Origin of the sequence: Pseudoalteromonas sp. XMcav1-K, assembly GCF_044005875.1 — a bacterium.
GTDB lineage: Bacteria > Pseudomonadota > Gammaproteobacteria > Enterobacterales > Alteromonadaceae > Pseudoalteromonas > Pseudoalteromonas spongiae.
Genome location: NZ_JBIPJE010000036.1, coordinates 72,027 through 97,995, shown reverse-complemented (window position 1 = coordinate 97,995; position 25,969 = coordinate 72,027). Strand labels below are relative to the sequence as shown.

At 41.7% G+C, this 25,969-nt stretch carries 21 protein-coding genes; 7 read left to right on the top strand and 14 right to left on the bottom strand.

All coding sequences use genetic code 11. The annotated features are described in order from the left end of the window. Positions 1 to 885: DNA polymerase III subunit gamma/tau C-terminal domain-containing protein (locus ACHSBP_RS07525; protein ID WP_395388471.1), on the top strand; the 885-nt coding region annotated here is incomplete at its 5' end. Between the two features lie 44 nt (positions 886 to 929). Continuing rightward, on the top strand, positions 930 to 1,256 hold the full coding sequence (locus tag ACHSBP_RS07520; protein ID WP_054980044.1) for a YbaB/EbfC family nucleoid-associated protein: 327 nt from the start codon (positions 930 to 932) through the stop codon (positions 1,254 to 1,256). 125 nt (positions 1,257 to 1,381) lie between these two features. Here the strand turns inward: ACHSBP_RS07520 and ACHSBP_RS07515 are convergent, their stop codons facing one another. The 7 genes from ACHSBP_RS07515 to ACHSBP_RS07485 all read right to left on the bottom strand — a co-directional run bounded on the left by ACHSBP_RS07515 (position 1,382) and on the right by ACHSBP_RS07485 (position 9,003). Continuing rightward, positions 1,382 to 3,421, bottom strand: a complete 2,040-nt coding sequence (locus tag ACHSBP_RS07515) for a DUF262 domain-containing protein (RefSeq protein ID WP_395388470.1) — start codon at positions 3,419 to 3,421, stop codon at positions 1,382 to 1,384. Then, a complete protein-coding gene (locus tag ACHSBP_RS07510; protein WP_395388469.1) occupies positions 3,414 to 4,847 on the bottom strand; it encodes a DUF262 domain-containing protein in 1,434 nt (477 codons plus the stop codon). Before ACHSBP_RS07510 ends, ACHSBP_RS07515 begins: the two co-directional genes overlap by 8 nt. 143 nt (positions 4,848 to 4,990) lie before the next feature. Further along, a complete protein-coding gene (locus tag ACHSBP_RS07505) occupies positions 4,991 to 5,215 on the bottom strand; it encodes a hypothetical protein (RefSeq protein ID WP_395388468.1) in 225 nt (74 codons plus the stop codon). 68 nt (positions 5,216 to 5,283) lie between these two features. Then, entirely contained in the window at positions 5,284 to 6,711 is a 1,428-nt protein-coding gene (locus tag ACHSBP_RS07500; protein ID WP_395388466.1) for a tyrosine-type recombinase/integrase, read from the bottom strand. After that, positions 6,711 to 7,007: a hypothetical protein gene (locus tag ACHSBP_RS07495; RefSeq protein ID WP_395388465.1), complete on the bottom strand. Its 297-nt coding sequence runs from the start codon at positions 7,005 to 7,007 to the stop codon at positions 6,711 to 6,713. Before ACHSBP_RS07495 ends, ACHSBP_RS07500 begins: the two co-directional genes overlap by 1 nt. 873 nt (positions 7,008 to 7,880) lie before the next feature. Then, on the bottom strand, positions 7,881 to 8,738 hold the full coding sequence (locus tag ACHSBP_RS07490; RefSeq protein WP_395388464.1) for a restriction endonuclease: 858 nt from the start codon (positions 8,736 to 8,738) through the stop codon (positions 7,881 to 7,883). Further along, a complete protein-coding gene (locus tag ACHSBP_RS07485; protein WP_395388472.1) occupies positions 8,722 to 9,003 on the bottom strand; it encodes a DUF6161 domain-containing protein in 282 nt (93 codons plus the stop codon). Before ACHSBP_RS07485 ends, ACHSBP_RS07490 begins: the two co-directional genes overlap by 17 nt. Here ACHSBP_RS07485 and ACHSBP_RS07480 point away from each other — a divergent pair. Beyond that, entirely contained in the window at positions 8,945 to 9,106 is a 162-nt protein-coding gene (locus ACHSBP_RS07480) for a hypothetical protein (protein ID WP_395388473.1), read from the top strand. The two genes, ACHSBP_RS07485 and ACHSBP_RS07480, sit on opposite strands and share 59 nt — an antisense overlap. Here ACHSBP_RS07480 and ACHSBP_RS07475 read toward each other — a convergent pair. The 5 genes from ACHSBP_RS07475 to ACHSBP_RS07455 form a co-directional block, all read right to left on the bottom strand. Beyond that, a complete protein-coding gene (locus ACHSBP_RS07475; RefSeq protein ID WP_395388463.1) occupies positions 9,084 to 9,926 on the bottom strand; it encodes a DUF6161 domain-containing protein in 843 nt (280 codons plus the stop codon). The genes ACHSBP_RS07480 and ACHSBP_RS07475 overlap by 23 nt on opposite strands. After that, a complete protein-coding gene (locus ACHSBP_RS07470) occupies positions 9,913 to 12,660 on the bottom strand; it encodes a phospholipase D-like domain-containing anti-phage protein (protein WP_395388462.1) in 2,748 nt (915 codons plus the stop codon). The genes ACHSBP_RS07475 and ACHSBP_RS07470 overlap by 14 nt, the downstream gene beginning before the upstream one ends. 39 nt (positions 12,661 to 12,699) lie before the next feature. Further along, complete coding sequence (locus ACHSBP_RS07465; protein WP_395388461.1) at positions 12,700 to 15,729, bottom strand: anti-phage-associated DUF1156 domain-containing protein; 3,030 nt, start codon at positions 15,727 to 15,729, stop codon at positions 12,700 to 12,702. A gap of 72 nt (positions 15,730 to 15,801) precedes the next feature. Next, positions 15,802 to 16,872: an anti-phage-associated DUF3780 domain-containing protein gene (locus ACHSBP_RS07460; protein ID WP_395388460.1), complete on the bottom strand. Its 1,071-nt coding sequence runs from the start codon at positions 16,870 to 16,872 to the stop codon at positions 15,802 to 15,804. Between the two features lie 47 nt (positions 16,873 to 16,919). Further along, entirely contained in the window at positions 16,920 to 20,045 is a 3,126-nt protein-coding gene (locus ACHSBP_RS07455; RefSeq protein ID WP_395388459.1) for an anti-phage-associated DUF499 domain-containing protein, read from the bottom strand. Positions 20,046 to 20,755: 710 nt separating this feature from the next. Between ACHSBP_RS07455 and ACHSBP_RS07450 the strand changes: the two genes are divergently transcribed. Continuing rightward, positions 20,756 to 21,010, top strand: coding sequence for a hypothetical protein (locus ACHSBP_RS07450; RefSeq protein WP_395388458.1), 255 nt, complete (start codon positions 20,756 to 20,758; stop codon positions 21,008 to 21,010). A gap of 78 nt (positions 21,011 to 21,088) precedes the next feature. Here ACHSBP_RS07450 and ACHSBP_RS07445 read toward each other — a convergent pair whose 3' ends face one another. After that, a complete protein-coding gene (locus ACHSBP_RS07445; protein WP_395388457.1) occupies positions 21,089 to 21,577 on the bottom strand; it encodes a hypothetical protein in 489 nt (162 codons plus the stop codon). A gap of 600 nt (positions 21,578 to 22,177) precedes the next feature. On the opposite strand from ACHSBP_RS07445, the gene abiEi reads away from it, so the two are divergent. The 3 genes from abiEi (at position 22,178) to ACHSBP_RS07430 (ending at position 24,411) form a co-directional block, all read left to right on the top strand. After that, the gene (gene abiEi / locus ACHSBP_RS07440) at positions 22,178 to 22,705 is read left to right on the top strand and encodes a type IV toxin-antitoxin system AbiEi family antitoxin (protein WP_395388456.1); all 528 of its coding nucleotides are present in this window, start codon (positions 22,178 to 22,180) and stop codon (positions 22,703 to 22,705) included. Positions 22,706 to 22,898: 193 nt separating this feature from the next. Then, positions 22,899 to 23,180, top strand: coding sequence for a helix-turn-helix domain-containing protein (locus tag ACHSBP_RS07435; RefSeq protein ID WP_395388455.1), 282 nt, complete (start codon positions 22,899 to 22,901; stop codon positions 23,178 to 23,180). Continuing rightward, positions 23,167 to 24,411: a type II toxin-antitoxin system HipA family toxin gene (locus tag ACHSBP_RS07430; protein ID WP_395388454.1), complete on the top strand. Its 1,245-nt coding sequence runs from the start codon at positions 23,167 to 23,169 to the stop codon at positions 24,409 to 24,411. The genes ACHSBP_RS07435 and ACHSBP_RS07430 overlap by 14 nt, the downstream gene beginning before the upstream one ends. Positions 24,412 to 24,763: 352 nt before the next feature. Here the strand turns inward: ACHSBP_RS07430 and ACHSBP_RS07425 are convergent, their stop codons facing one another. Continuing rightward, positions 24,764 to 25,933 carry a lipid-transfer protein gene (locus tag ACHSBP_RS07425; protein WP_395388453.1) on the bottom strand — a complete coding sequence of 390 codons (1,170 nt, stop codon included), beginning with the start codon at positions 25,931 to 25,933 and terminating at the stop codon, positions 24,764 to 24,766. Positions 25,934 to 25,969 lie beyond the last annotated feature (36 nt).

The following is a 25,969-nucleotide window of genomic DNA, read 5'->3' as shown; positions in this document are numbered from 1 at the left end:
CAACAGCAACAGCAACAGCAACAGCAACAGCAACAGCAACAGCAACAGCAACAGCAACAGCAACAGCAACAGCAACAGCAACAGCAACAGCAACAGCAACAGCAACAGTTCGATAGTGCACCAGAACCACAGCAAATGCTTGAGCAGGTGGTAAATGAACAGCCACCAGTAGAAGAGTCGCCTCAGCCAAGCTTTGAGCAAAACTTTAATAACGAAGCCGAAGCAATCGCGAAAATTTTAGCGCGTCGCAATGTGTCGGGCTCGGGTTCACTTATTCAACCGGACGGTAGCGAAACGTCAATAAAAAAGACTGAGCCCCAGCAAAGGGGCGAAAACTTTGCAAAACCAAAGCAAAGCCCACTTGAAAAATACCGCGGAGAAACTCAGCATGTGGCACCTGAGTTAATTGAACAATTAGCGCCAGAGCCAAAGCAAGAGGAAGCTCCTGCCCCAGAGCCGCAAGTTATTGAAGGCTTTGAAAGCCCAATTTCACAAGAGCGTTTTGCTCATCAGCAAGATGACTGGGCAAATAAAATTGAAACCATGGGACTTGGTGGTCGCGTGCGTCAATTTGCTCTGCACAGTATTTATCAGCAAAATGGGGCAGAAGTGAGCTTACTGGTTGACAGTGAACAGCGACACCTCGACTCACCTATGCTGCGTGAACAGTTGCAACAAGCACTGTCAAATTTACTAAATACGCACGTTGAATTAATTATTAATTTTAACGATGTGGTAGAACAAACACCGTTTAAAATTCAGCAAAAGATTGATGCATTTCGTCATCAACAAGCGGTGCACACCATTAAAAACGACCCAATTATCACTCAGCTCATGACACACTTTGACGCAGAGCTAGATGAAGGTACAATAAAGGCATTATAATTCTGTTGGTAGCCTAGCTGCCATGCATTAAAAGAGAGAAAATTATGTTTAAAGGCGGAATGGGTAACATGATGAAGCAAGCGCAGCAAATGCAAGAGCGCATGCAAAAAGCCCAAGAAGAAATTAAAAATATGGAAGTAGTTGGCGAAGCAGGCGCAGGCCTTGTGAAAGTAACTATGCTAGGTAGCCACAATGTTCGTCGCATCGACATTGATGAGTCATTAATGGAAGATGACAAAGAAATGATCGAAGATCTAGTTGCAGCAGCAATCAACGATGCAGTTCGCCGCGTTGAAGAAGGCTCAGCTGAGAAAATGGCTTCTGTGACTGGCGGTATGCAAATGCCTCCAGGCTTCAAAATGCCGTTTTAGTTGTAACTGATTAAAATATATAGATTTTTCTAATGGCTTGTCTAATTTAGACAAATATTAGACAAATTAAGAAGAAAGCTCAGGTTTTTAGGCCTGAGCTTTTTACTTCTATTAGGTTAAAACGCTTACTCGTCGTCTAAGAACTTATTCGAATCGTTAACAAATATAGTTAACATGTCATGCTCATGAGATGCTATTTGAGTTTCTGTCCATTCAGCAGCGGTACTCATTAACTTAATCATTTCATACAACTTTAGTGTATCAATGCTTTTATCAGCAATTGCTGCTTTAAAATGGTCACGCTTAGCGGTTGGTTGTAAGTTACTTAATTTTGAATTTTTGCTGTGACTGATCAAACACAAATTACCAAACCTATGTAAGTCTGTATCGGCTAGTACTCTATGCCCATCAAGTGGGTGTTGAGGATAAAAGTGTTCAACAGAGCTTCGGAAGGTAAATTCAAACTGCGTAATGACATCGTCTTTTCTGTTTTGAATACCATCACACCACAGTAAATAATCGAGATAGTTAAACACTAAGTTATTTTCAATCGCGCCATAGTGCAGCCTCACCATAGTTTGCTGATTGTTTAGGTCTAACACTGAATAATGAGAGTTTTGGTAAATCATTTGGTAATAATCAGAAGGCGATTCGCTTAAAAAGCGTCCATATACAAATTGGCGAGCTAAGTTTTCGAGTTTTTGTAAATACAGGCGAGGAGTCACTCCATCCATATTGAATAAGTGGAACAACGCACCATTTAGCCAGTGCTTATAAACCAATGTAGGTGTGGAAACATGCAAAGCACTTAACAACATTAAAAGTTGGCGGTTTATCCCTTCAAAGCCATCTTCATCATCCTGTTCTTTGCTGTCATCGAAAGTATTAATGTAGCTCTGGCTTTTAGCGTTATAAAAATGTAGCTTCTTCAAGCTCCACTTATCTTTTCCATCACTAAATTCACGTTTAATGATGTACTGGTCGAAAAGGTATTTGCACTTAAGTAATGCAAATACAAAGTCTTTTACAGCACTAATTTTGTCACTGCTGTTGCCTTTTAAATAGGCATCAAATTGTTCTAGCAAACGCTTATCGTCTAATGCGATATCCTGCTTTGTTAACACTCTCAATACATGTAGTAAGAAGTTAGAAAAATTAATCACGCTATTAAAGCGCTCTGGTGTTAGCGTGATATCTGCGCTAGAAGAGGACTGAGGTGGCTTTGCTAATATCTCATTGAGCGTCAGCGATATGGTTTGAGTGCATTCGTTCTTTTGAGTGGTTGCCTCGCCAATACTAGCAGCTAAATCAGCGTAGCACTTTGGTGTAAATTGCCCCCAGTCGTCTTTACCAAAAATAAGGTGCCTTTCTTCTGGGCTAAAACCATATTGAACGTAACGCTCCATATTCGCTGTTGCGTCCCATACTTTATCGAGTAGCTGTATACTCTGTTCGCGATCATCGGGGTCAGTAATTTCATTTAATACCGACATTAGTCTTGCTTTGACTACTTCGTGCTTCTCTAGCTGCTCACCACGATTATTCATTACCTCAAAATAATGATTTAAGTCAGTATCCTTAGGTACTGATACACGCGCTATTTCTACTTTTTTGAACAAGTATTCGCAGAAACCTTCTAGCTTATCACCTAGAGCCAATAAACCTTTTATAAGTAACGAGAATCCATTCACCACATCTAGGTTATAGTCGTCAGTTTTTAAGTGTTCTAATGCAACACCTTGGATAAGGCTGGCAAAGGTGTCAGATGATTTTTGTCGGCTTTCAAAATTAAGGTTGGGTGCATTGTACCAGCCCATATCAACCGTCGAGTTGTTTGCAGCAGATAAGCGTTTAAGAGCAAAAGCTAATAACGTGAGCGTGGTAAAACGTTGCTGCCCATCAATCACTTCAAAGCTGCCATCTTTACGCTCAAAAACTACTAGTGTGCCAATATAGTAAGTTTGATTAGATTTGCTGTGCTGATAGTCCAATACGTCCTGAATTAACTGGTTGATTTCACCTTCCCCCCACGCATAGTTACGTTGGTACATAGGAACTAAATAACGGCTTGTATCACAAAGCAATTCTTTAACGCTAAAGCTGGTGATTGCTTTACTTGCAGCTCCATCATTGTATTGCAGGTACGGTGTTTGTGTATTACTCATAGTACTTCATGTCCTCAAACAGCTTTGTGATCTCACTCAGCCTGGTTCCCTTGCAATCAGACGCTTTCAATGTGCCTAATGGCCAATTTAAAACATCACTAGGTTGCACTGCTTGTTTTATACGCTCAAATACATTGTGTGTAAGAGCGTGTTTATCCATGCGCTCTATACCCACGACTTGCATTTGTAGTCTGCAGCTATATGCCCAAATAAATAGCTTCTCTATCGCTTGCGAAAGCTGATGTGCGCCAAACTTATCAAGATAAAAAATCACTGCACAATCAAATAGCGTACGTACATACCCATCTCCTGTCCGAGTGCGGGATGGATAAGTGTTTAATGTATGCAGAATCTCACTGGCTAATGGCTCTAGCTCGTGATCCAAAATGCGAATACTCTGACTTTTTACTTCACCACCCTTGGCCTTTTGTTTGCCTCCTCGCTCATCGCTGACAATCTCATTGATCTTATGTTGATAATGGCTGGTCATTTCAAAAAAACGTCTCCCATTTATGATCATCTGATCTAAATGGAAAGGAAAACGCATAAGTTGGTGATCAATATGGCGCTGATACTGCCCGTTATAGTCATCAACAAAATGGTGCGCAATACGAAGTGGCTCTACATAGGGGTAAAGTCCAACTTGATCAAGATTCACGCCTTTAAATAAACCTACTTTTGATTTATTAAAATATTTTGCCGACTTACCTTGTGCCCAGTTGCGAATACGGAACAAGTAATTGGCAAATAGTCGTGCTAATTGTTCGCTTTCTAAGCTTTCCCAATGTCTTACCGAGTCAGCTTTAAGTTGACTTTCACTTTGTGAAAACTCACGTAAATGAAACGCTTTTAATAAATCATGGGGGTCTAAATCTCGGCCTCTGGCATTCTGCGAATCAAAAAACTGAAATGCTTCTGACACATCATCGAGCACAAAAGTAACGACCTCACAGCGGTTTAATAAAAAATCAATATCGGCTTCAGTAAACTCACTGCGAGCAACAGCACGCTTTGCCGCCATATAGTTTTGGTGCAAATTACGATGCGAGATATCACTATTAAAGGTTTGTCGCGCTAGAAATGCATTGATAGGCTCTATAAGTGAGCAGAGTGTATCTTTTACATCTTGCCGCTTTAAGCCATCCAAGCGCTCTTCTAATAAAGCTCTTACTAAAAGCACTAAGGTTAGTGTCCGCTGTTGTCCATCAACGATATCAAGTGCTATTTTGTCTCTATCTACGTGCTTATGAAATACCACTGATCCCAAGCGGTATGCTGATTTCTCTCGATATACCTTTAAATCACTTAGCAAATCAGCCAAGTTTGTTTGAGACCATTTATAAGGGCGCTGATAGGCTGGAATAGTGAGGTTAGGTAAAGACACTAGCTTCTTTACTTCTATAATTTGTTTATCAATACTGTCCATAGCCTAGATTTCCGAACTCAATAAGAGTGCAATAATTTAACATGAAGCATCAAAATTAACTCACTCCTTTAATAAATTAATTTCAACGATAGAAAAACTGATGCCAGTTTTTTTAAGACTCAAAGTCGAGCTCCAGGTAAATGTTAATTACTACCTGCGAGAGAGCCAGGATTTACATACCAACGGCACCCCTTAAGCTTTAATTTTTCTCGCTCTAGGGCTCTGTAGAGAGCGCGTTCGACTCGCTTTGTATCATCGACACCTAATATACCAGCGACATCTTCTGTTGTAGGTGGATATCCATCAACACAACGCAGACTATCTACCGTACCAACAATGAGTTTGTCAGTTAATCTAATTGGGAGCATGCGTTAGATAATTCCTTTGTAAAGATTTGGGGAGTTTGCTTAAGAAACTCCCGCTTCGTTATTATTGATTAGTACTGTTGGCCTAAACTCTTGGCTAGGTTTTCCATGAAATCAGGTTCGTCTTCTTGGAGCCATTTACCATAAATTTTGGCTATCATATTGGTATCAGCGTGACCCATTTGTTTAGCTAGCCAAGTTGCCGGCACACGTTTCATAAGCATACGGCTCGCATAAGTATGCCTTAGCTGGTAGGCGGGGCGGTGTTCTAGTTCCGCTTCAATTAGCCATTTTTCCCATTGTTTGGGAACCGTAGTGAGTTCAGGTCGTTTATAAGGTTCGTTATCTCTACTCAAGAAAACTCTGCGGCGCTGGACCGTAACTGACTTTTGATTGTTACCAAAAATCACTTCATTTCTTTGGGGTAGGTTATAACTTTTTTCTTTTTGCTTAATCAGAACCTCCAATGCTGCCGGCAACAATTCAACCGTTCGAACACCAGCTTCGGTTTTAACTAGTTTCATATTTCCTTTTCTAGTTAGATTGTAACGAACATAAATCCTTCGATTTTCGAGATCAACATCCTCCCATGCTAATGCTTTTAATTCTCCATGACGTAATCCTGTCCACGCCAAAAAAGTGACCATATCCTTAACTTGTGGAACATGTATTACGTCTAGCAGTCGAGAAAGTTCTTTTTGGCTAAATGGATTGATATTGCTCACTTGCTTTAAAAGCTTAATGGTGTCTTTAGCAAGTTTCTTGAGTTCTTTAGCTGGATTGAACTTGATGTAACGACGCTCATTAGCAAACTCTAGCACTTGATTAATCGCTTTCGTGTATTCTGTGACAGTTGATGCTGCACACCCTGAAAAGAAAATAGGATGAGCTTTGTTGTAGCTTCGTTCCAACTTACTTAATTGTGTTGCCGTGAATGATTTTATTGCCTGCTTGCCGTAATCATTTTTTAGCTCTTCGTAAAACGCATTACGTCTTGACTCAATAAGTTCTTCTTTTGTTCCTTTAACAGTCGCTTGACGCACTAGATTTAATTGCTCAGTAGTTATTTGGGCAACATCTTTTGTGCCTAACTCGTAATGCAATGCCCAGCTAAGTGCGGATGCCAATTTATCTCTTTTGGAGTCCGATAGGTAGTTGGTATGTGCGTTTGTATATTCGGTGAAGCACTGCTCAATTCCAATTCCTGATTTTAAATGTGCCGTATCCATAGGGAAATGCTTTTGCCAGAACGCGTCAGAGTCGTTTTTATAGGTGCCATTAGCAATATCGATCTTTATGTTTCCTAGTGTCTGCTCTGCTAGTTTTATGTTGTCCAAGGTTACTGGATAGCCTAACGACTTCTTTTGGGCTGTAGTTCTATCTGGTACTTTAAACTGGAGGTATAGAGTTTTCCCGATACGGAATACTCCTTTGGCAGCTTTTAGAGCTGCCTCTTGCTCTTTAGTAGGTTTGAACGTATTTTTACTTTTCTGAGCCATTACGCATATTTCCTGTAGTTTCCAAGGTGAATTTGTATCTCGTGGCCTTTTGCTTCTTGACGCCACACAACGCCTTCTGGCATCGGCTTTTTGGGATTTTTAATTCTTTGTCTCAGTGCAGAAACAGTCTTACCTGGTATGTGCTCTGAGGCTTCAGCTAGGGACATCCAACCGTTATGCGTTAATTTACGAAGTTCAGTCTCCAAGGTGATGATCTTTTGCTCTAGCCAACGAACTTGCTCAGCAAGTGTCATTGCGCTTTCCAATGCATCGGTCAGTGGTTGCAGATTGCTCATTGGGAACGCTCCTAAAGTTTTTGGTCGTGCATTTATGCTCGTTGACGATAAGGTTTTGTCAAAAATGTTGTTAGTATTGACTTCAGATTTGGACTTCAACTTCATACTCCTGTTGTCACTCTTTTCTAACCAAGCTCCTTCGTCGCGACGAGACAAAAAGTACATGAGTTAGATAGTCGAGTGAGACGATTCTTGGTTCGAAGTTATTAAAGCGAACATGAAGCTGAACCTCTAGGAGTTCCTGTTTGTACTTACTTATTTGCGAATTTGACTAAGTAATTCGGCTAAATGCGTCATGCAGTCTATTAGTTTTGTTACCGATAATTTTTTAGCGTTTAGTCAAACAAGAAAGAGAAAGATCTTTCTTTTTCTCTTAAATCTTTTTCTTTTAAGGAAAATTTGAGCTCTGATTTATCTTATTTTTTTGCAAATTACGGTTACAAATCTAGTGAGGTTCGGCAACAAATCCTATGCGATTTGAGGTGTTTCGAGATACAAATCTAATAGATTCGGCAACAAATTCTATGCGATCACCCTATTAGAAAAGTAATTTGTTGCCGAACAACAAAAATAGTCGATTAGATTTGTAACCCAACAGAACTAATAGATTCGAGTTACAGATCTAATAGATTCCCGCCGTGATCGACTATATGTTGTGCTGATTGGCGGTTAATTGAGCTTGCTTTGCTCGCTTTTTACCATATTAGATTTGTAGCCGTGCTAGTAAGAGGGGAGAGTCGATTAGGAGGCAGTGGCGGTAAAATTACACCACTGGTCACACCTGCACCACACAAAAAAATCCTCGATTGCAGCATACAAAAGGTTGGTATTCAATTAATGTAACCAATGTTTTTTTACTTTATCTTGGTTGAGTCAGATATTTAAAAACCAATCGTGTTGAACCGTTACCTTCTCCACCAGCTCAGTTTTGATCCCTAGGGAGAGTTCTTTAAGCTTGTCTGCAAGTTGGTCACCGTCAACGAGATCAATCGGTGCTGCGCCATCTCTGTTAGCCTCTTCAATGGCCGCTTTCGTGAAACTTCCCGTGGTAATAAACATACCTCGGTCGGCACGCCCGACAGTCGCGCCACGAAAATCTCTGATCTCCGGAGCTCCAACCGACCCTTTGTATTTTTTGCATTGGAAAGCGATATGAAAACTCATTAACCCGTTAATACGAGCAATACCTTTGCCGTCGATCCCGCCATCACCTGTGCGACCGGTAACTTCAACGTGAATAAAGCCTGATTCTCTCAGTAGTCGTTGTGTGAGACGCTCAAACGCGTCGGGGCTCATCTCCTCAATCAGTATATGGTGAAGCTTCTCTCTCCATGCCAACGTCTCTTCTGGTGAATCAGAGACGCTACTCGCAGGATCTGATGGATCCACTGTTTCTTGATTCTCTTTTTTATCAAGCGAGCGAACAAAATTGACAATCTCTCGGCTATCAATGTTGGGAGAACGCTTGGTTTTATCTGTTAGTGCCCAAACACCTCTAGACGAGTTCTCCAAGTAACCCGCTTTTTTGAGGTACGTTATTGCCCATGCTAGGCGATAACCAACTTCTGTCTGACTACTCTTTTCTGGGTTATGTAACACCGCCAGAGTATTCTCGTCGAACTTTTCGAGCTCGACGACTTCCTCGTAAATTTCGTCGATGCTACCTGACTCTCCTAAATTTGCTAAGGCTTGAATCAGTGGCTGCATGAGTTGGTCATATGTGATCATCATTATCTTCCCATCGCTTGGACATAGCTTCATAGAAACCAGAAGGTCCATCTTCTTTTATAAACCCAGTGGAGCTTGGCCTGAATAGCGTTTGTAATATGAGTTGTCGCTCGTCATCTTTTGGTCCACTACCTTCACGAAGTAAAGCTAAATAAGTTTGAATCATTGTTACTCTTTCATCAGCGTCAGTGCGCAAATGGAGGTTAGATATGAAAATTTTGCCAGACAAACGCGTTAACCATACACCAAAAGAAGATATCGCAAGCATGACACCGAGCTTCCATAATGGAACCTGTGTAACCGTTTCTTTTAATAGCCCGAATGCAGCCCAAACGAATCCGCCACCTGTCAAAGCTGCAAAAATGCCGTAGCACCAGCTAACCACCACATCACTTTTTGGTGGTGAATACGTTTATCGCTCCAATACTGAACCGAAGACTGCAGCGCCAATTTCTCATCGTAGGTATTTTCAATATCTGCAAGCTTGTCTTGTATTTCTTTAAGAGTGTTATTGAACTCGGTTACTTGTTTATTTTTGGTGTTATTAACGTCTTCTACCAATGAATCAAACTGGTTTTTAAGGCTTGTTATTTCCTGAATATATTGGTCGTTGCTTTCTCTCAACTCTTTATGTTGTTTACCAAACCTGACTGCCCAGCCATGTTTAGCCGATTCTAGAGCCTTTTGATGAGCTTCAACGGTTTCTTGAGAGCCCTGTTTATATTGCATTGCCCAATAGGCACCTTGAAAAGCTGCAGGAGTTGTAAAGTTAACATTATTGCTGTTTAAAAAAGCTAGTGCGTATGCGGCAATCTGTGAGCCTTTACTATCTTTCAAATTGAACACGAACTGTGCTTCTGGAGATTGAGTTAATCTAAAGCCTTGTGAGTTAGCCGTATTCGTTTGGTTTTTAAGAGTGTTCGCTAAATTGATTAGGTGACTTTCATTATTTTGATGGTGTTGTGATTGTTGGACAAACTGCTCCAATTGGCCAAACAAACCATTAAAAGGGCTCCAAATTTGACCAAGATTTCCGTCCTGCCTGCTGGCTTGTTCTAGCCAAGCCCATTCAGCTTTTTCTTGCTGCCAGAATTCTCGAACTTCATCTAATGTCAGAAACTCCACTTCGGTTCCTGAAAAGTCTAAGGTGATAAGTGCTTTAATGTTGAACTTTCGCTCATTTTGTATCACTCCATCCCGATGTCATCAACTCACTAAAGTCTCTTCTAGATAAAACCTCTGAGCAATCCCGCCAATCTTTATCTGATGGTTCCATAGTGGATGTGTAACGCAAATCGAATCCATTTGCAGTCTTCTGCGCGTCTATATATTCATCCATCTTTTCACCCATGGTTTCAATATCTTCAATCCATTCGTCTTTGATGGTGTCAGGTAGTGAGCCAAATAGGTTATACCGGTCTTGCATGCGCTCTGATAGCTTGTCGTAGACTTTTTCGTCCACCGTTTGCTCATTTACCAAATTCAGCATATCGACCTTTTCACGCACTTGTCCAAAGCGTTTAATTCGACCAATTCGTTGTTCTAGTCGAGTTGGGTTCCACGGTAGGTCAATATTCATTAAAGTACCGAGTGTTTGAAGATTTAAGCCCTCACAAGCTGCATCTGTTGCAATCATTATTTCTAGTTGATGTTCGGCAACCATCCGCTTAAGTGTTTCTCGTTCAATATTTACGCTGTCGCCTTTTTGGTATAGGCGGCTACGCCCGGCGCCCGCGTACAAACCGACAGCTTGATCGGGATAACGTGCTGCTAAAGAGTCTGCAACCCACTTGGCCGTATCATAATACTGACTGAATATGATTACGCCGTGTTTAAGCCATTGCTCTTTTTCTAAGTAGTGCAACACTGCCTGGAGTTTTGGGTCTTCCTCGATACGTTCCAGGCGAGCAATCATTCTTTCAAGTACTGCAATTTCATCAGGGCTTTCTGCTTTTAGCTCGATATTTTGCTCGTCACTTTCTTCTTGAATTGTTCTACCTTCAAGCAACATTCTTGCAGTGTTTAGGCCTGCTGCGATACTTGAACAAATCCTTTGTTCCATGAGATTTTTCATAAAGCCACTGCCTTTGCCACTCTGGGATAAAGCTTTGCCAAAGTTTCTAGCCTCGGCATAAGCCTGTCTAAAATCCTCACTGGTTCTTAGTGCTTTCCCTTCAAACAGACTATTAAATTTATGCTCTTCTTTAGCCAGATTTCGGTCAGGGTGAACGTCAACGCCAATTCTCGGTAGTAGGTTAGCGTCTTCTAACGTGACTCGTTTTCGAAGAACAATATGGCGTATAAATGGATTTTCCCGCTGAAAGAAACTTGCGCCAGCAATGTCACGATCTAATTCATCTTCAAGGTAATCTCTGGAGTCTTCGGATAAATCAGTGAGTAGGTTTTTAACGTCCCACTTCCTATCATTTATGAGTTCGAGATCTTCTCTGATAGACCGAAACAACTTTCTTGAATGCTGCTCGTTTGTTGAGTCTACCATGGGCAATGGCGAACGCAGTAGCTCCCATGCAAAGCTAGATTCCTTAACAAGCTGTTCGCCCGATAATATTGGCAACACCTCTTTGGGACGATGCCATTTGGCGAGATCATTACCTAAAACGAAGTTCCCGATACCTTGATGAAGGATGCCCATTAGGTCCCATAAATCTTCTGGTCTTGTTTGAATGGGGGTGGCAGTTCCCAATAAAACATGGTCTGAACGGGCAGCGACTTCGCGCATGAAGGCGAGCAAGTTATTGTGAGAGCCAGCCTCTTTACCAAAGCCTTGTCTGCTTCTTGCCTTATGCGCCTCATCTAATATGGTGAGTCCAAAACGTAAACCAAGAAGGTAGTCTTTCTCTAGTGACTCCTGCATCATTAAGCCAGTAGATACAATTCCTATTCTAAGCGGGCAATTGGCAATAAACGATTGCCCAACAGGAGAAATAATTCTTCCGTCTGGATCTAACCAAGCCTTCTTTTGAGTTTGCCATCTTGCGCAAGGAATACCGAGCTTGTCTATCATTTCTGTTTGCCATTGCTCACAAAGGGTGGCCGGTGCAAAAATGATAACGGGCTTTCTCTTTTTATTTTCCTTGTCACTAAGCAAGCACAGACTCAGTGCCGCTGTACCCATCGATAAGGTTTTGCCTAAACCGACTTCATCTGCAATCAGTAGACGAACGATACCATGATTGTGGTAGTGGCGAACGCATTCACTTACAAAGCCTTGCTGCCAAGGCTGAAGAGAAAAGCCCTGGCGATATAGAGGTGATTCAATAAGAGCCGCTGGTGCCAGATCTTCATCATCGTCTATCTCGTCAAAAACTATTTCACGACGATATCCTCGACGTTTTACCTCCCGAATGACAGCGTCTGGTAGTTGACGAGCAGCGTTCCACAGATATTCAAATTCTTCTTCAATCCATGCAACGCCTTCTGGAGAGTCATCTTCCCATAAAATCTCATAGTGGCGTTGCCAGCCGCTACTGGTTTCATTCATTGAGCCCATGAACCCCAGTTTACGACCATCAGCGCACTCAATCACACCAGCCTTGCCGTGGAGAAAACCACAAATGCTATCAGGTGCAACGCGAATAACTTGGCCATGCTTTGCTAAGAAACTATCAAGCCTGCGGTAGCGGTCACGGTTGAGCAGTGCTTCTGTTTCGATATCTTGCTCGTTCCAGCGCCCAATCATTTTTGATTCACGCAGTTTTGCAACCTTAAGATCGTCTGGGTGTATGTCGACGTTACAGACGATTTTTACTTCCGGGATGGCTTCAATCAGTTCATTTGCTACCTCAAACAAGGAGCTAGTGAAGTAGCCTGCGATACGTTTATAGCTACGAGCACCTTTTAAATGCTCGAGCAAAAAACTACTGTCCAGTTTATGAGTGCGAGATGAAAATCGTCTTATAGTCATTGTTTCGTTACTCCCTTAATTCAACCTTTGATCTTCAGCCTAGTTACCTAGCGCTCTCATATTTTTCAAACGTGCTCCAAGTATTTCAGCCACATCTCGAGCTTCTTTTTCTGGTGCTTTGTTTTCGATGAACAACAGCATGTCAATTAATAGAGTTCGAATTTCCATAAAGTCCGGCAAATCAGCTTGTAACTGACTAATGACAGACTGCGGCTCTGCCTCTGCCAGTAATTGTTGCAGACTAATAATTAGATGGCCTAGCCAAGTTGAGCCAATCTCGTTGCTTTCGGTTAAGTCACGCGAGACGAACTCAGTAATACGTTTTAGTTGGGCTTTGTTTGCAGCCATGCTACCCATAACTCTTGAGTAGTCTTCAACACGGAAGGCCTTGGCGAAATTTTGGTAATTATCGAGTTTGGCTGCGCCAGTGGTTTCAATATCCATCATACGCAGATAAAAGCGTTGGATACCACTTAGTTTCTGCCAGGTATTCGTACTTAAACCATCGGGAACTAACAGACCATTGGCAGCTTCGGCAGCTTGTTGAACGATCTCATCTACAACAGTAACTTCACCTTTACTGCGAGGACGCAGGGCAAACGTTGTGACATCTTCTCCGCTAATGTGAGTGTATGATGTGAGAACTTTAAGTGCTGCAGCGTAACCCGCCATTTGCAAGTCAGAGTCATTAAACACTGGCTCGCCCATCTTATCTTTCACCTCGTCATTAAGGTGCATCATGGTTTCGATTTGTTTTTTTACTTCAGCACGTACAGCAGGCATTAGACGCTGCTTAAAGCCGGCTCTTTCTCCTGGCGGACGTTTACGCAACATCAGGATAACTGTGCCCTGAACATAGCCACCTTTTTTAAGTTCAGAGGTTGTTTCAGTCGCGATATACCACGCACCGACAACTTGTAATCCAGCAGCCCAGAATATACCAATCATATCGGACCATACACCAGTATCTTGGTGGGTAAACATTACGCATTGCATACCGTTATCAGGCATATTCGTGGCCATGGCTGAGTATGCCTCAGCCATATTCTTTCGGAATTCATCGCCGATACCCTTGATAGCAAGTGCTCTTCTAGAGTCCCAAGTCCACTCATTAAAAGGTGAGGGCGGATTTTTACGCAGCCATGCTATGAAGAACTCAGTGATTTCGTGATAATTTACTGCGTCAGCGTATGGCGGATCCGTTATCCAAAGATCACATTCTTGTTGAGGTTGATTGGCTGTTGCAGAAACTATTGATTTATGAATATCTGCATGGATAGGGCTTTCTGCCACCTTGAAGGAACTTGAGCCATACCCAGCCCAAGAGCGAGTTGCATAATTGTAAAAAGTGTTTAAAGCTTGATTGGAAAAAACTCCTTTAGGTCCCCCTAGACCGCCACCCTGTGATATAGCCCAACGGCAAAGCCTAGAATTGAAATCTGCCATTTTCGCGATGTTTATCATCCCTAAGTGTGGCTCCTGAGATCTTAACCACTCAGATTTTGCTATTACTTTTAGTAAAAGTTGTCGGGCGTTGTAAAGGTGGTGCCAATGTGTCCATCCGCGAGTGCGTATAGGTTCATCTGTTTTTTCGCCGGGGTCTATTTCCATGTCTGGAATCAGACCTTCTAACTGCCATTGCTCAAGATTTTCACGAACAATGTTCTCAACTTTTTTCTCCCGCTCAATATCTTCGACTGTGACTCCCTTAAAATAAGTAATTTGTCTAGACTCTTCGAGGGAGTCTGCAGTAATCCACTGAATGGCGTATAAACGCTCTTGAAAAATGTCTTCAGGAAGTGGCGCAAAATCTGTTTTACTCCATTTACGAAGCTGATTAGAGGTCTTGCCAGATTCTGTACGAAAGTCACCACGAAGGGTTTTGATAGGTGTCCTGTAGGTTTTTTCCGCTAATGAATAAACCATATCCCCATTTTGGACTGTTCCGTTTTCTGCCGCTTTTAACTCGCTATTTGAAACTCCGCTTTCTACTTGAATATCAAAGCACTTTTTTTCAGGGTTTGGAACAAGCTTTGCGATCGCCTTTAATTTAGGTGAAATGACCCAGCTTGGAGAAAGTGGAACTATCCAGCCAGTCTCTGGACATTTAGTTTCGACGCAATACAAGAAAGCCTTGGCTCTATTGCCTGACGAATCATGTTCAATTTTGAGATCTGTAATCCTCTTATCTATTGAATCGCTTACTTGAATTTGTAGTTGCTCAATTCTTTTTCTTTCGCTACTCGGGGCTCCGATTAAGTTGAAGCCTCCCCATGTTAGCATACAGGCAATTGGGTTTAGATCCGAAGCATAGGAGTCACATCCAGATCTTGCGGCCTCAAATGGAATTGAGCCGCCGCCACTAAACGTATCTCCGACTCTTGGACGGTGGTTGTAGCGCAGAAGACCTAGCTGCTCGATAAGATCTTGTATAGAAGTAGTTTTAATGCCGTAGCTTTTTAGGTGAGCATTTACCCTTGGCCAGATATGTGAATTTAGCCAATCCTGATTTACTTCCTCAGGTCTTTTACACAAGCAAGCTTTTTCTTCATAACCTTCTATCATCTCAAGATATTGACGGTATATTATTAGCTTTTCATCTTCTTCAAGGTCGCGCCTCCATCGCAGTTTCAAACCGAGCGTATTACTATCAATAGGAAATTCTAGGTTATTGATGTTATTAAATTCGGCGTCTGTATTTTTTACGTTATGGCTGAAGTAATCCCATGGATTACGGAGTTTCAGTTTGGCTGCAAAATCAACAGGCTTGATGACATTCTGCTTTAAAGCTCGCTTTGCTAGGCTTTCTATATCGAATCCCATTAGCATTTCGAATACTTCAAGGTCGCTCTCAGTGTCTTCGGTTTGAGGTAATAGGCATCCTAAAATTATAGATCTCACCAAAATCAGTGGTTTCCTGCCTTTCCAGTATGATCCAAGTCCAGTGAGCGTTTGTGCAGCAACAGCTTTTCGTTCAGCTTGAGCTTCATACGATATTTTTTGAGCGGGATATGCGGCTTCAATTAATGCTGGTGCATCTTTCAGCGCAAAAGGTGTTAGTTCTGCCATTTGTGTTTTATCTCCATACAGACCGATAGTATGTCCCTTTCAATCTGTAAAATTTCTTATAATGTTCTCTGGTTATTTTTTGCCATATCCAAGTTCTTTAAGGCTGCGCCCTTTCATGTCACGCCATGCATCCATACCACTCCTTGGGTTACCAGCGATCACACATGCAGCCGCACTTGGGCTTTTAAAGGTGTATTCCTGAGTAAAAGAGTACACTTCACCGTCTTCAATCAATATTCCGCTTTTGACAAGTTCCTGTCGCAACTCTTTTATAGCCGGGCGCAATGACTTAGCCTGCTGAATATTCGCAGTAGAGCCTTTGCTGACAAGAAATTCCGGTTTATGCATATCACCTACAGGGGTTCCAGCAGCTTTGGCTTGTTTTACTTCGAATAAAAACAGTGCATCTGATGGCGGCTGACTCTCGTTGGTTTCGGTTGTGCGGGAATGAATTGTTTGAACATTCAACTCTTTTGAGTCAATGGGCGGTGTCGAAGGTGCATCAAAGTTGTTCTCATTGCTGCGGTCTATGTTAGTTGATTTAGAGCTGCCCTCTTGCGTGTTTGGCTTGTCCCACGAGTCTTTTTCTTGGTTTACTTTGGGTTCTGGCAAACTGGTTTGTACAATGTCACCTAACGCGTGCTTTAAGGCGATACGCCAACCTACATCTTTGTCATCTTTGGTTCCTGTACTAACAGCAGTCATTCCGAACAACCACCAGCGCTCTTCAGGTCTTAATGCTAACCAATTTCGAATAGCGACAGGCACATTGTCAGTTTCCATACTTTCAATTGCCCAAGCTAAAACACATAGCTCTTTACCCAATAATCGGTCGACTAGGTTTTCTCCAACTTGCCATGTACTCGTTTTTAATCCGTGACTCTTTAATCGAACATTAAAAGCGCGTTGTACTTCTGCGCGAATAGCTGTCCACAACGGTCGATCTATAACGACTCTGTCGATCACCGATAACTCTTCATTTTGAGCTTGCATACCTAGGTATTCTTGAATTTCGACCTTACCTGTATTTGCTTTCGGTATAAGCACTTTAAAGTGATGAGGGTCGCTGGACGCGGGCACACCAAAGCCCAGCGTCTTATACTTTACTGCTGTAGCGTTAGATTTCGGTGTGGTAGTTGCCATTAAAATTTCCTCTTGAGCATCAAAATTAGTACCTATTTTCATAGAAATTATTCATCTTGGGATATATCTCCAGGCTTCAACTCTATGCCGACTATCTTTGCAAACTCTTTTGCTTCGAATCCACTCTCGAAATCCACGCCATCCTTAATGGCTAATGTGACTTGTGCGTCGGCTTCTTGCAGCACGTCACGTAAGCTATTCACTGTTTTTTCAATCATGGCTGCGGTTAGCTGTCGTTCACCAAAACGAATTCCTACAGTATTCTCACCTTCTCCAATCTCAATGCGCACGCCTTTAAATCGGGTAGAAGCTTGATCCCTAAAGCGATTAATTACACCAAATACTTTGTCTGTACTATCAAGAGGTACGCGTTTTGTACTATTCAAGCGAGCCGGTTTTGTATCGTTAATCTGGACTGTTTTGTCGCCACTGTGTGGGATTTGAAAGTCCGCTTGTTTGCTAGCCTCTCCTGACTTAGCATGAACTAAAAGGCGTGCTGCATCGGAGTCAATTTCAAATGGTCCATCGTACGTTATACCATCCTTTGGATTGGAACCATCAAGCGTATACCACATTTCCGCTTTTGGCGTGCATTGAAGAGTGACTTTTCTCTTATCTGCTAAAGACTCGACTTGATGTCTAATTTTTAAATCCGCTACCCAACGAGTAACTGTGCCTGTCTCATATTTACCACTAGGATCTCGAACTGAGAAATACAGCGTACCTTCAGTCGTAGTGAAGCTCTCTAAATCTTCAACTTGCGGATCTTCTTCTGTTACATCAGGTTTAGTCGAGTAATAAATTATTGGGCTTTCGCCTGCATTTCTGGGGGTTAGGCTAACAATCGACTCACCCGTTTCAGGGTGTGTACTAACTAGCGAGACATTGACACTGGTTTTTTCTTTGGGAAATGGTCCTTTTTCTATATAGCCATCTTCACCTAAGCGCCAACGGCCTTGCTTAAGAGCCTCAGCTTTTAATGTATCTATACCGCTATTACCGGGCATCCAAGGCCAACCAGGATTGCATTTTGAACGGCTGACTACATCCTTCCATGGTGTGCGGCGGTTGCTCTCACCTGATGGCCAGAGATCCGCTTCAGCCATAGCGAAGTATTGACCAAAATCATCTTTTAAATCGGCCGCTAATTTATAGTTGGCTCGTGGGCTTGCCATCAGCTTTTCAATTTGCGCTTCGGCTGACTGGTCGCCTTCGCCGACGTTCAGGCCGTTATCGATAGTTACCTTGAGTAATCGTTCAGAGCCATCCATCTCGTCTTCACCAGGAAACAAAATGGTGTTGTAAGCGGCAGATAATGCTTTGGTAAAACGTTGTTCAGAATCCTCTAAACGGTCTCTGGCGTCTTCATATAATGTGTCTCCATCTTTTAAGCGTTCGTAGATTTTTTCAATGGCGTATAGTTCGCGGAGCCGATCCTCTACATCATTGGCTAATATGCTATCTTGTCCGGTCAGTACCAATAAATTGTTCTTTTCTTGCTGGAACTCGAAGAAATTTATGAGTTCGCTTGGCGGAACTTTACCGTCTGGTTTTATGACAATGAGTACGCGTGGGCCGCCTAATTTTAGCTCATCTATACGCGGCAGGATCTGAACATCTTGGTAGACATTTCGAGTGTTGGGCTGAAGTATACCTTTTAAACGATTTATCAGAGACTGATCAATCTTTGGTTGCGGAATTTCCTTAGCGTTTCTTTCAATTTGGCGTGAAAGGTTTTCCGTTTCTTTAATGAAGAAGCGCTGGTCTTCGCGATGCAAATACCAAGCATGCTCACGTAACTTTTGTATTGCGTCGAGAAATTCATCGGCTTTTCTGTTTGGTGCCGCTAAAAACTCTATGATTTCGCTTTCAGAGAGGCCAATGCGACCACCGACGGCTCGCGACAGTGACGATGCCAATAAAAGTGTCATGAGTTGAGTTGCAGCATCGTTACTTTGCTCGGCGTCAATGGTTTCAGCGATGGCATCGCCTTTATCTGCGATGTCGCGAGTAACAGCGGGAACAAGTTTTGGAGAGATTCGTTCGATTTCATCTTTTACTTGTTCATCATTTAAATCGAGGTGTTGCGTACCTATCAAAAACACATCGTCAGATTCGCGTTGGTCGACACTTTTAAGTAGTCTTGCGGTGAATTGCATCAAACCACGAGTCTGGCGGAAACCTTCGTTTTCCTTAAACAGCGCAACCAAATGTTTAAACGACGGATGGAATGGGTATGTCTCTCTAACTTGTTCAGCAATTTGTTCTATGCTTGAAGCAATGATGTAGCCACCATCTTCGGCTTTCTTAATTTGCTGTGCATATTCCTCAGCTATATCATTGATGGTTTGTTCATCTGGTAATTCATCAACTAGGCGCTTTTTTAGAATTTCGTAAATTTCGTTACCTGCAAGTTGAACCGGAGTTATAGTCATCGACTGGCGTCTGGTCTCTTGTTGAAGATTAGAAATTGAGTCTGCCAGCGCTTTGGTTTGTGCTTTGTAACTACCGGATAGGTTAGCAATAACGATACAACAGTTTGGAAGCTCTAACGCTGCACTCATTAACGCACTTAAGCTGTACACAACCATATTTGCTAAAGTGCCTGAGCCGTATACTTGGGTACTAGCATTATCTAGGTAAGGAGGAAGCTCATCTATCATGATCAGCGTAGGGGTGTCTCCTATAATGTCTTTCCACTTTTGTTGGTCGACTGACTTTGGTCCGTTAATCCAGTGCTCTTTTATTTCTTCGGCAGCACCGAGCTGAGTAGCAATTTCGCCCCAAATGTAGTTGTCTGGATTGTTTCTACCGTTAAATGCCGCGATTTTTGCATTGCCAAAGTCCAGGCGACTATTTAAATCTGTTGGTAAAACCTCAGGTCTCAAATGAGCGTGTTTTGCGAGCAAACCCAGAGCGATCATCATGTGTGTTTTACCGCCACCCATAGCTTGAGTGAGTTCGAACACTGCTTGGTCTGATTTTCCAGAAAGCCTTAACATGCCCTCACGAAATAATTGTTCCATACCATGAGTAACAAAGTTTCTAGAAAAGAATTCATGACCATCTCCCTCACCACTAATGAGTTCAGCAAGGTTTTCAATACCCGCACTCATCCTGTAATCTTTAATAATCGGATTAAAACGGCAAGCTTGTTTAACAGTTTTGATCATTTCTATAACTCCCTATGATGATCTTTTATTTGGTTCTGTGATTTCAATACCCTGATCTTCGCAGTGCCTTTTTATTAGCACTTCGATTAAGTTAGCCACAGATCTTTGCTCTTGCTCAGCAGCTTTCTTTAGAGCGACCTTTAAAGCTGGCTCCAATCTTATAGTCAGGGTTGCAGTTTTATTGCCTATCATCATTGAACCTTTTATTAATGCAATTGTACTGCAAATTACATTACATTGATATCAGTCGGAATGGAATTCTTATTTTTGAATTAGGTGGGCCTGTTATTCAATTCAAATGTTCGGCGACGAACATTTTGTAGCTGCATCGATATCAGCGATAACTCGTAGACATTCGCGTAAAAAAATAAATTAGCTCTAGCTGAGTAACTTGGACAGGAAGTGTTGTAGATGAGAATGATTCGGCGAGCACTCGCAGAAAATGTTTTATGCGTCGCTCTAGAGGCGACTGTGTTGGTGATGCCGGGAGTGCTCTACTTGAACTAGTTCCTGCGATATCATTGCAGGGTGATGTGTTTGAGATTAAGTGTTTCTTATCGCAGGAAGTATGTTTTTCTGCGAGGAATAATACGCAGTATTAGCTTAATGGTTTATCGGTTGTAATAGGCTAAATTAACTTGTCTTTTGAAGCTTTGGGTCAGGACTGGCGAGGTACATTTTCTCTGATATATAAATAAGGGGAAATGATTATGTCACATTACAATAAAACACAACGAACACTCTTCGGAGCACTTGTTTTAACTGGTGCAGTTAAAGCCGACGAACTTGAAGTCTTCGGGCTAACAGAAAAACAGGCCAACTGGTATGCCTATTGTGTTTCGTATTTACTTAAAACGAGAAAAGATGAGGCAAAACTTAGTGGTAAAAAACTAGAGATATCGCTGGAAGGGTATCAGCTAGTTGGTGAGTTAGGTGAAGACCCAAAGGACGTAAACTTACTTTGAGTTTTGATGATCGTAAAATAATTGGGTTTCCCTAATGAGAGAGCAGCAAACTAAGTTTGCTGCTTTTTTATTGTGAATTTAGTGAAGTAGCCCCGCATTCTGCTTTTCATAGGCTTTAGCTATTGCCATATGCCAACAGTCTACTAATTCCGTCACTCGTTGCATAACGTCTTTGTCTTTGCGCTGTTCGCAAAATCGATGAATAGGGTGCTCATTAAGAAGGTAGTGAGCAGCTCGCATTACTGGCTCCATTGTTGTTCTTGCATCAAGCTTTTCAAGGGTAGCTCTTGCAATGCGCTCAACTTCTTCATTGATAATATTAATGGCTGTTTCCGCTTCAAATACCAGAGCATCATAGTTGGCCACGTTATGCTCTTTCATTTGTTCTACACAGTTGTCAATCAGAGCATACGCAAAAAGAGCTTGCACTCCTGAATCGACAATATTGAGTTTTGTCATAAGCACTTTGAAATCATCAGTCGTCATTATGTCGTCCTGCACATTTTGAGTGAGGGCTTGTTGGTGGACTTCGATAGTCGAGGGTAAGTAGCTTTGTTTAAATTGCATGATAGTTTTTCCTTTTAAATTAAAGTCAAATCATCGTTACTTAAGCTTTTAGCTTGTCAAAAAAAAGGGCATTTTCTAGGATAAAATATAAAACCTAACGTCTAGGTTTTTGGTCAATTTAGGTAAAGATGTGCAAGAAAGTACAAAACCCATAGGATGGAGTACAAATGTACTCGATTGTTATTTGGCTGGTGATTCATAGAATAATCACCAGTTTTTAAAGCTATTAATAAACTTGGATTGTGAGGGAAGCATACTCTGCTATTTTTTGACGTCAGTCGCTTAGTTGGTACGATATGGCAAACTGATTGAATTTTGAGTAGGAAATATGACTGATAAAGCGAAGCAAGCTAGGGAAAAGCGGATAATCCGCCTGAGAAAAAAGTATGGTGATACACTTAAACATGTCTCAGATAACTGTAGGCAACAGGCTATTGCTTGGAGCAAAGAGAAAGTACCTCGCGCAGTCTAACCTTTTTAACATCTTTGTAAGTTCCCAAGGTTTGCCAAATGCTATGAGCTTTAGTTGTTCATAAATCGTGCTTTTAAGTCTACAGTTTTGACATGTTTAAGTGTTATTTTTGACAACTAGGCGGTGTTATGAAAAAGACTGAAGCAATCAAAAAACTTTTGGATTATGACAAGCGTGGTCGCTACGTCTTTACCAATTCAGATTTGGCCAAAATTTTCCATCAAGATAATGCACGAACATTGCGAGCAGGAATCAAGCGCTTAGTTGATGACGAGTTTCTCACGCGCATAATTAATGGTGTGTATGTATATAGTTTAGCACAGTCAAAAGGCAGTGATACTTTGGAGCATATTGCAAAAACGATCCGTCGCGGAGAATACAATTACGTTAGCCTGGAATCTGCATTGGCTGAATTTGGTGCAATTTCGCAAACTCCGATTGATCGCTTAACAATTATGACAACAGGGCGATCAGCAGAATACAAAACACCATTTGGCACTATTGAGTTTACTCATACCAAACGATCGCCAATAGATATCCTAGAAAATACACTGCAAGTAGGGCGAACACTTCGTTTAGCAACCAAAGAAGCAGCATTGAGAGACCTGAAGCGTGTTTGCCGCAATACTCATTTAGTGAACGGGGACGCACTTTAAGAGAATGAATAGCAAAGCCACCTCCCAACACTATTTGATCAAAGCTGGTTTAATTGATAGCTATAAGTTTTTTGCACCTATTTACTCTCTTCCAACAATCAATATTGGCGTTACCCTATAAAATTGCTACTATAGTATCAATAATAGGTTTTAATTTGTTTTTTTTGCTACTATTGTAGCTGTTTGAGGTGCCATGTTAGAGCTTCATACTCCCTATGATTTACAGTTAGAGTTGAGTCAATTCATTCGTAAGATGCGAAAGCAAAAAAAATTAAGTGTGAAAGCTTTGGTCGACAAGTCTGGTGTGCCAGATAGTACTATCCGAAAGTTTGAAGCAACTGGCGAAATATCCCTAAGGCAGTTTCTCATGCTCTATGCGGCTGTTAGCCAACTCAAAAAGATCAAGGTGCTCATGGAATCAGAAGAATCACCGAATAGCATCGACGAGGTATTAAAATCACATGCTAAATCATAAACTTGTTGTAAAACGACGCTTGTCTGATGGTAGCTCCGTGAGCGTTGGAGAGTTGGCTGAGAATGCTCAAGGGATCTTTTTTCAATATCACGATACCTATCTTGAACGATTCAATGCGTCTATAGCACCTTACACCGTTGAATTTAATAATAGTCTTCAGAAAGCACCACTAACTCCGCACAAAAAGTTACATGGTGTGTTCGCTGATAGCTTGCCTGATGGTTGGGGTTTGTATTTGATGGATCGTATTTTTCGTAAGAATGATATTAATCCCCAAATGATTTCTCAGTTGGAGCGATTGTCATACATTGGCGATAATTGCTTAGGTGCTCTCTACTATGAGCCTGAACTAAATTTGACAGAGGATGAATCTCCTCAAAGCTACACGATACAGGTGCTGGGGCAGCAAGCGGTAGAAGAATTTGAAGGTGCAGAAACTGAATTTATAGAGCACTTGATGAATGCTGGTGGCTCTGGTGGTGCAAGACCTAAAATCAACGCAACAGTGCTTGCCAATGGAACCTACACCACAAAAAGAGCTGCACCAGGTAAACAATGTATTATTAAGCTAACTTCAGATAAGTTCGATTTGAAGCATGAGGAAAGTTTGGTTGAGTTTTGCTGCATGGAATTGGCTAATACTTGTGGTATTGATACCCCCAAATTTGAATTATTCGATGCCGGTAATGGCCGTCACTGGCTAAAGCAAGAACGATTCGATTGTGTAGGCGAGAGCGGTCGATTGCACATGGTATCAGCAAGTGGTTTGTTGGATGCTTCATTTAGGGAACCTTCACTCGACTATGTTGATTTGGTGAAAGCGACTCAAGTTATGTGTGGCGCTAGCGAAGCTCAAAAGCTCATTAAGCGTGCGCTATTTAATTACTTCATTAGTAACCAAGACGATCACGCAAAGAACTTTGCATTCTTATGTTCGGACGATGATAAGTGGTCTCTTTCACCATTTTATGACGTGATCTATTCTCCGTCTCCATACGGACAGCACATGACCTCGTTTGGTGGTAACGGTAAAGTACCTTCAAAGAAAAGCTTGGATGTCATGGCAAGACATGCCGGTATCAAGCTGAAGGCCGTAAATGATATGGCTGACGAGATAATTGAGTCGCTATCCCATGCTCAGGAAGTTTTCTCTAACGTTGGGGTATCGAAGTCGACAACAAATGAAATATTAAAGGTGTTTACTCTGCGAAGAGAGCAATTTAATTTTTAAGCATCAAACGACACAGTTTAACTGGACTTTACACCTTAGGTTATACATTATATTAGCTATAATTATTTACAACACTTGATACGCTGTAAGTCAATAAATACAAGACTGTAGCTTACATTGTCTTACTAAATTTAGGTTAGACAAATATTGGACAAATCGAGAGTTATTATGAGTATTTATCAGTTATGGGTAAAATCAAGAAGCCAGTAAAAATACGGCCTTAGAAGATTTCATAACATATCATAATACTCGTTTCACTTGGCTTCAAAATGCCGTTCTAATTTAGAAAGCATTTTATGTTTTGAAAAATAGCGCCTTTTGGCGCTATTTTTATGTGTATTAGAATTTAAAATTACTTTTGATACAGAGTAACTACCACAGCGCCACCTAGGCCTACATTATGCTGTAACGCAAGCCTTGCACCTTCAACTTGTCTTTTTCCTGCTTGGCCTCGTAAATGCCAGCTTAATTCAACACATTGCGCTATGCCTGTTGCACCAATAGGGTGACCTTTTGACATCAATCCACCGGATGGTCCAATCACAAACTTACCTCCGTAAGTATTGTCGCCGTCTGAAATCAGCTTTATTGCTTCGCCTTCTTCACATAGCCCAAGCGCTTCATAATTAATTACTTCATTGGTGGTAAAGCAATCATGTAATTCAATTACATCAACATCTTGAGGTGAAACACCCGCTAGGTTAAAGGCTTTATTGGCAGCGCGTTTAGTCATATCAGCGCCAACCGAAAGAATAGGATCTTGCCATGACTCTTCAGTGTCGGTTGCCATGGCTTGGCCAATAATTTTCACCCCATGTTTAATATTATGCTTTTTAGCGAAAGCATCACTACACAGAATAGCAGCTGCAGCCCCACAGGTAGGCGGGCACACCATAGTGCGCGTCATGTAATCATCAAAAATAATTTTGTCGTTAAGCACACTTTCTACGCTAAGTGGTGTTGAAAACAATGAATAAGGGTTATGTATGGCATGACTTCGTGATTTTACGGCCACTTTTGCATAAAGCTCGCTAGTGACATTATATTTTTCCATATAATGCTTACCCGCTGCACCAAATGCACGAAGAGCAATAGGTGCTTTTGCAATACCAAATTTATCATACACCGCATTAGCTCTATCAAATGGGTTTTCCCTGTCAGACCAATGTGAACCCAGCGCGCCAGGTTGCATTTCCTCAAAGCCAAAAGCCACAACACACTCAACCTCACCAGACAATATAGCTTGCCTTGCAGCATAGAGCGCTGTTGAACCACTTGAGCAATTATTATTAACATTAATGATAGGAATACCGGTTTGCGCAACGTCATAAAACGCATGTTGCCCACAGGTGCTATCGCCATAAATATAAGCTGCATAGCCTTGTTCGATGCGGCTTACATTAACGCCTGCGTCAGTAAGTGCTAATCTAATAGCGTTTGCAGCCATTACGCGATAAGGCTCTTGTTGGCCAGGTTTACAAAACTGTGTCATACCGACGCCAGCTACGATTACATTCTTCATTTTCAGCCTATTGTTTTTATTATCTGAATTTCACTT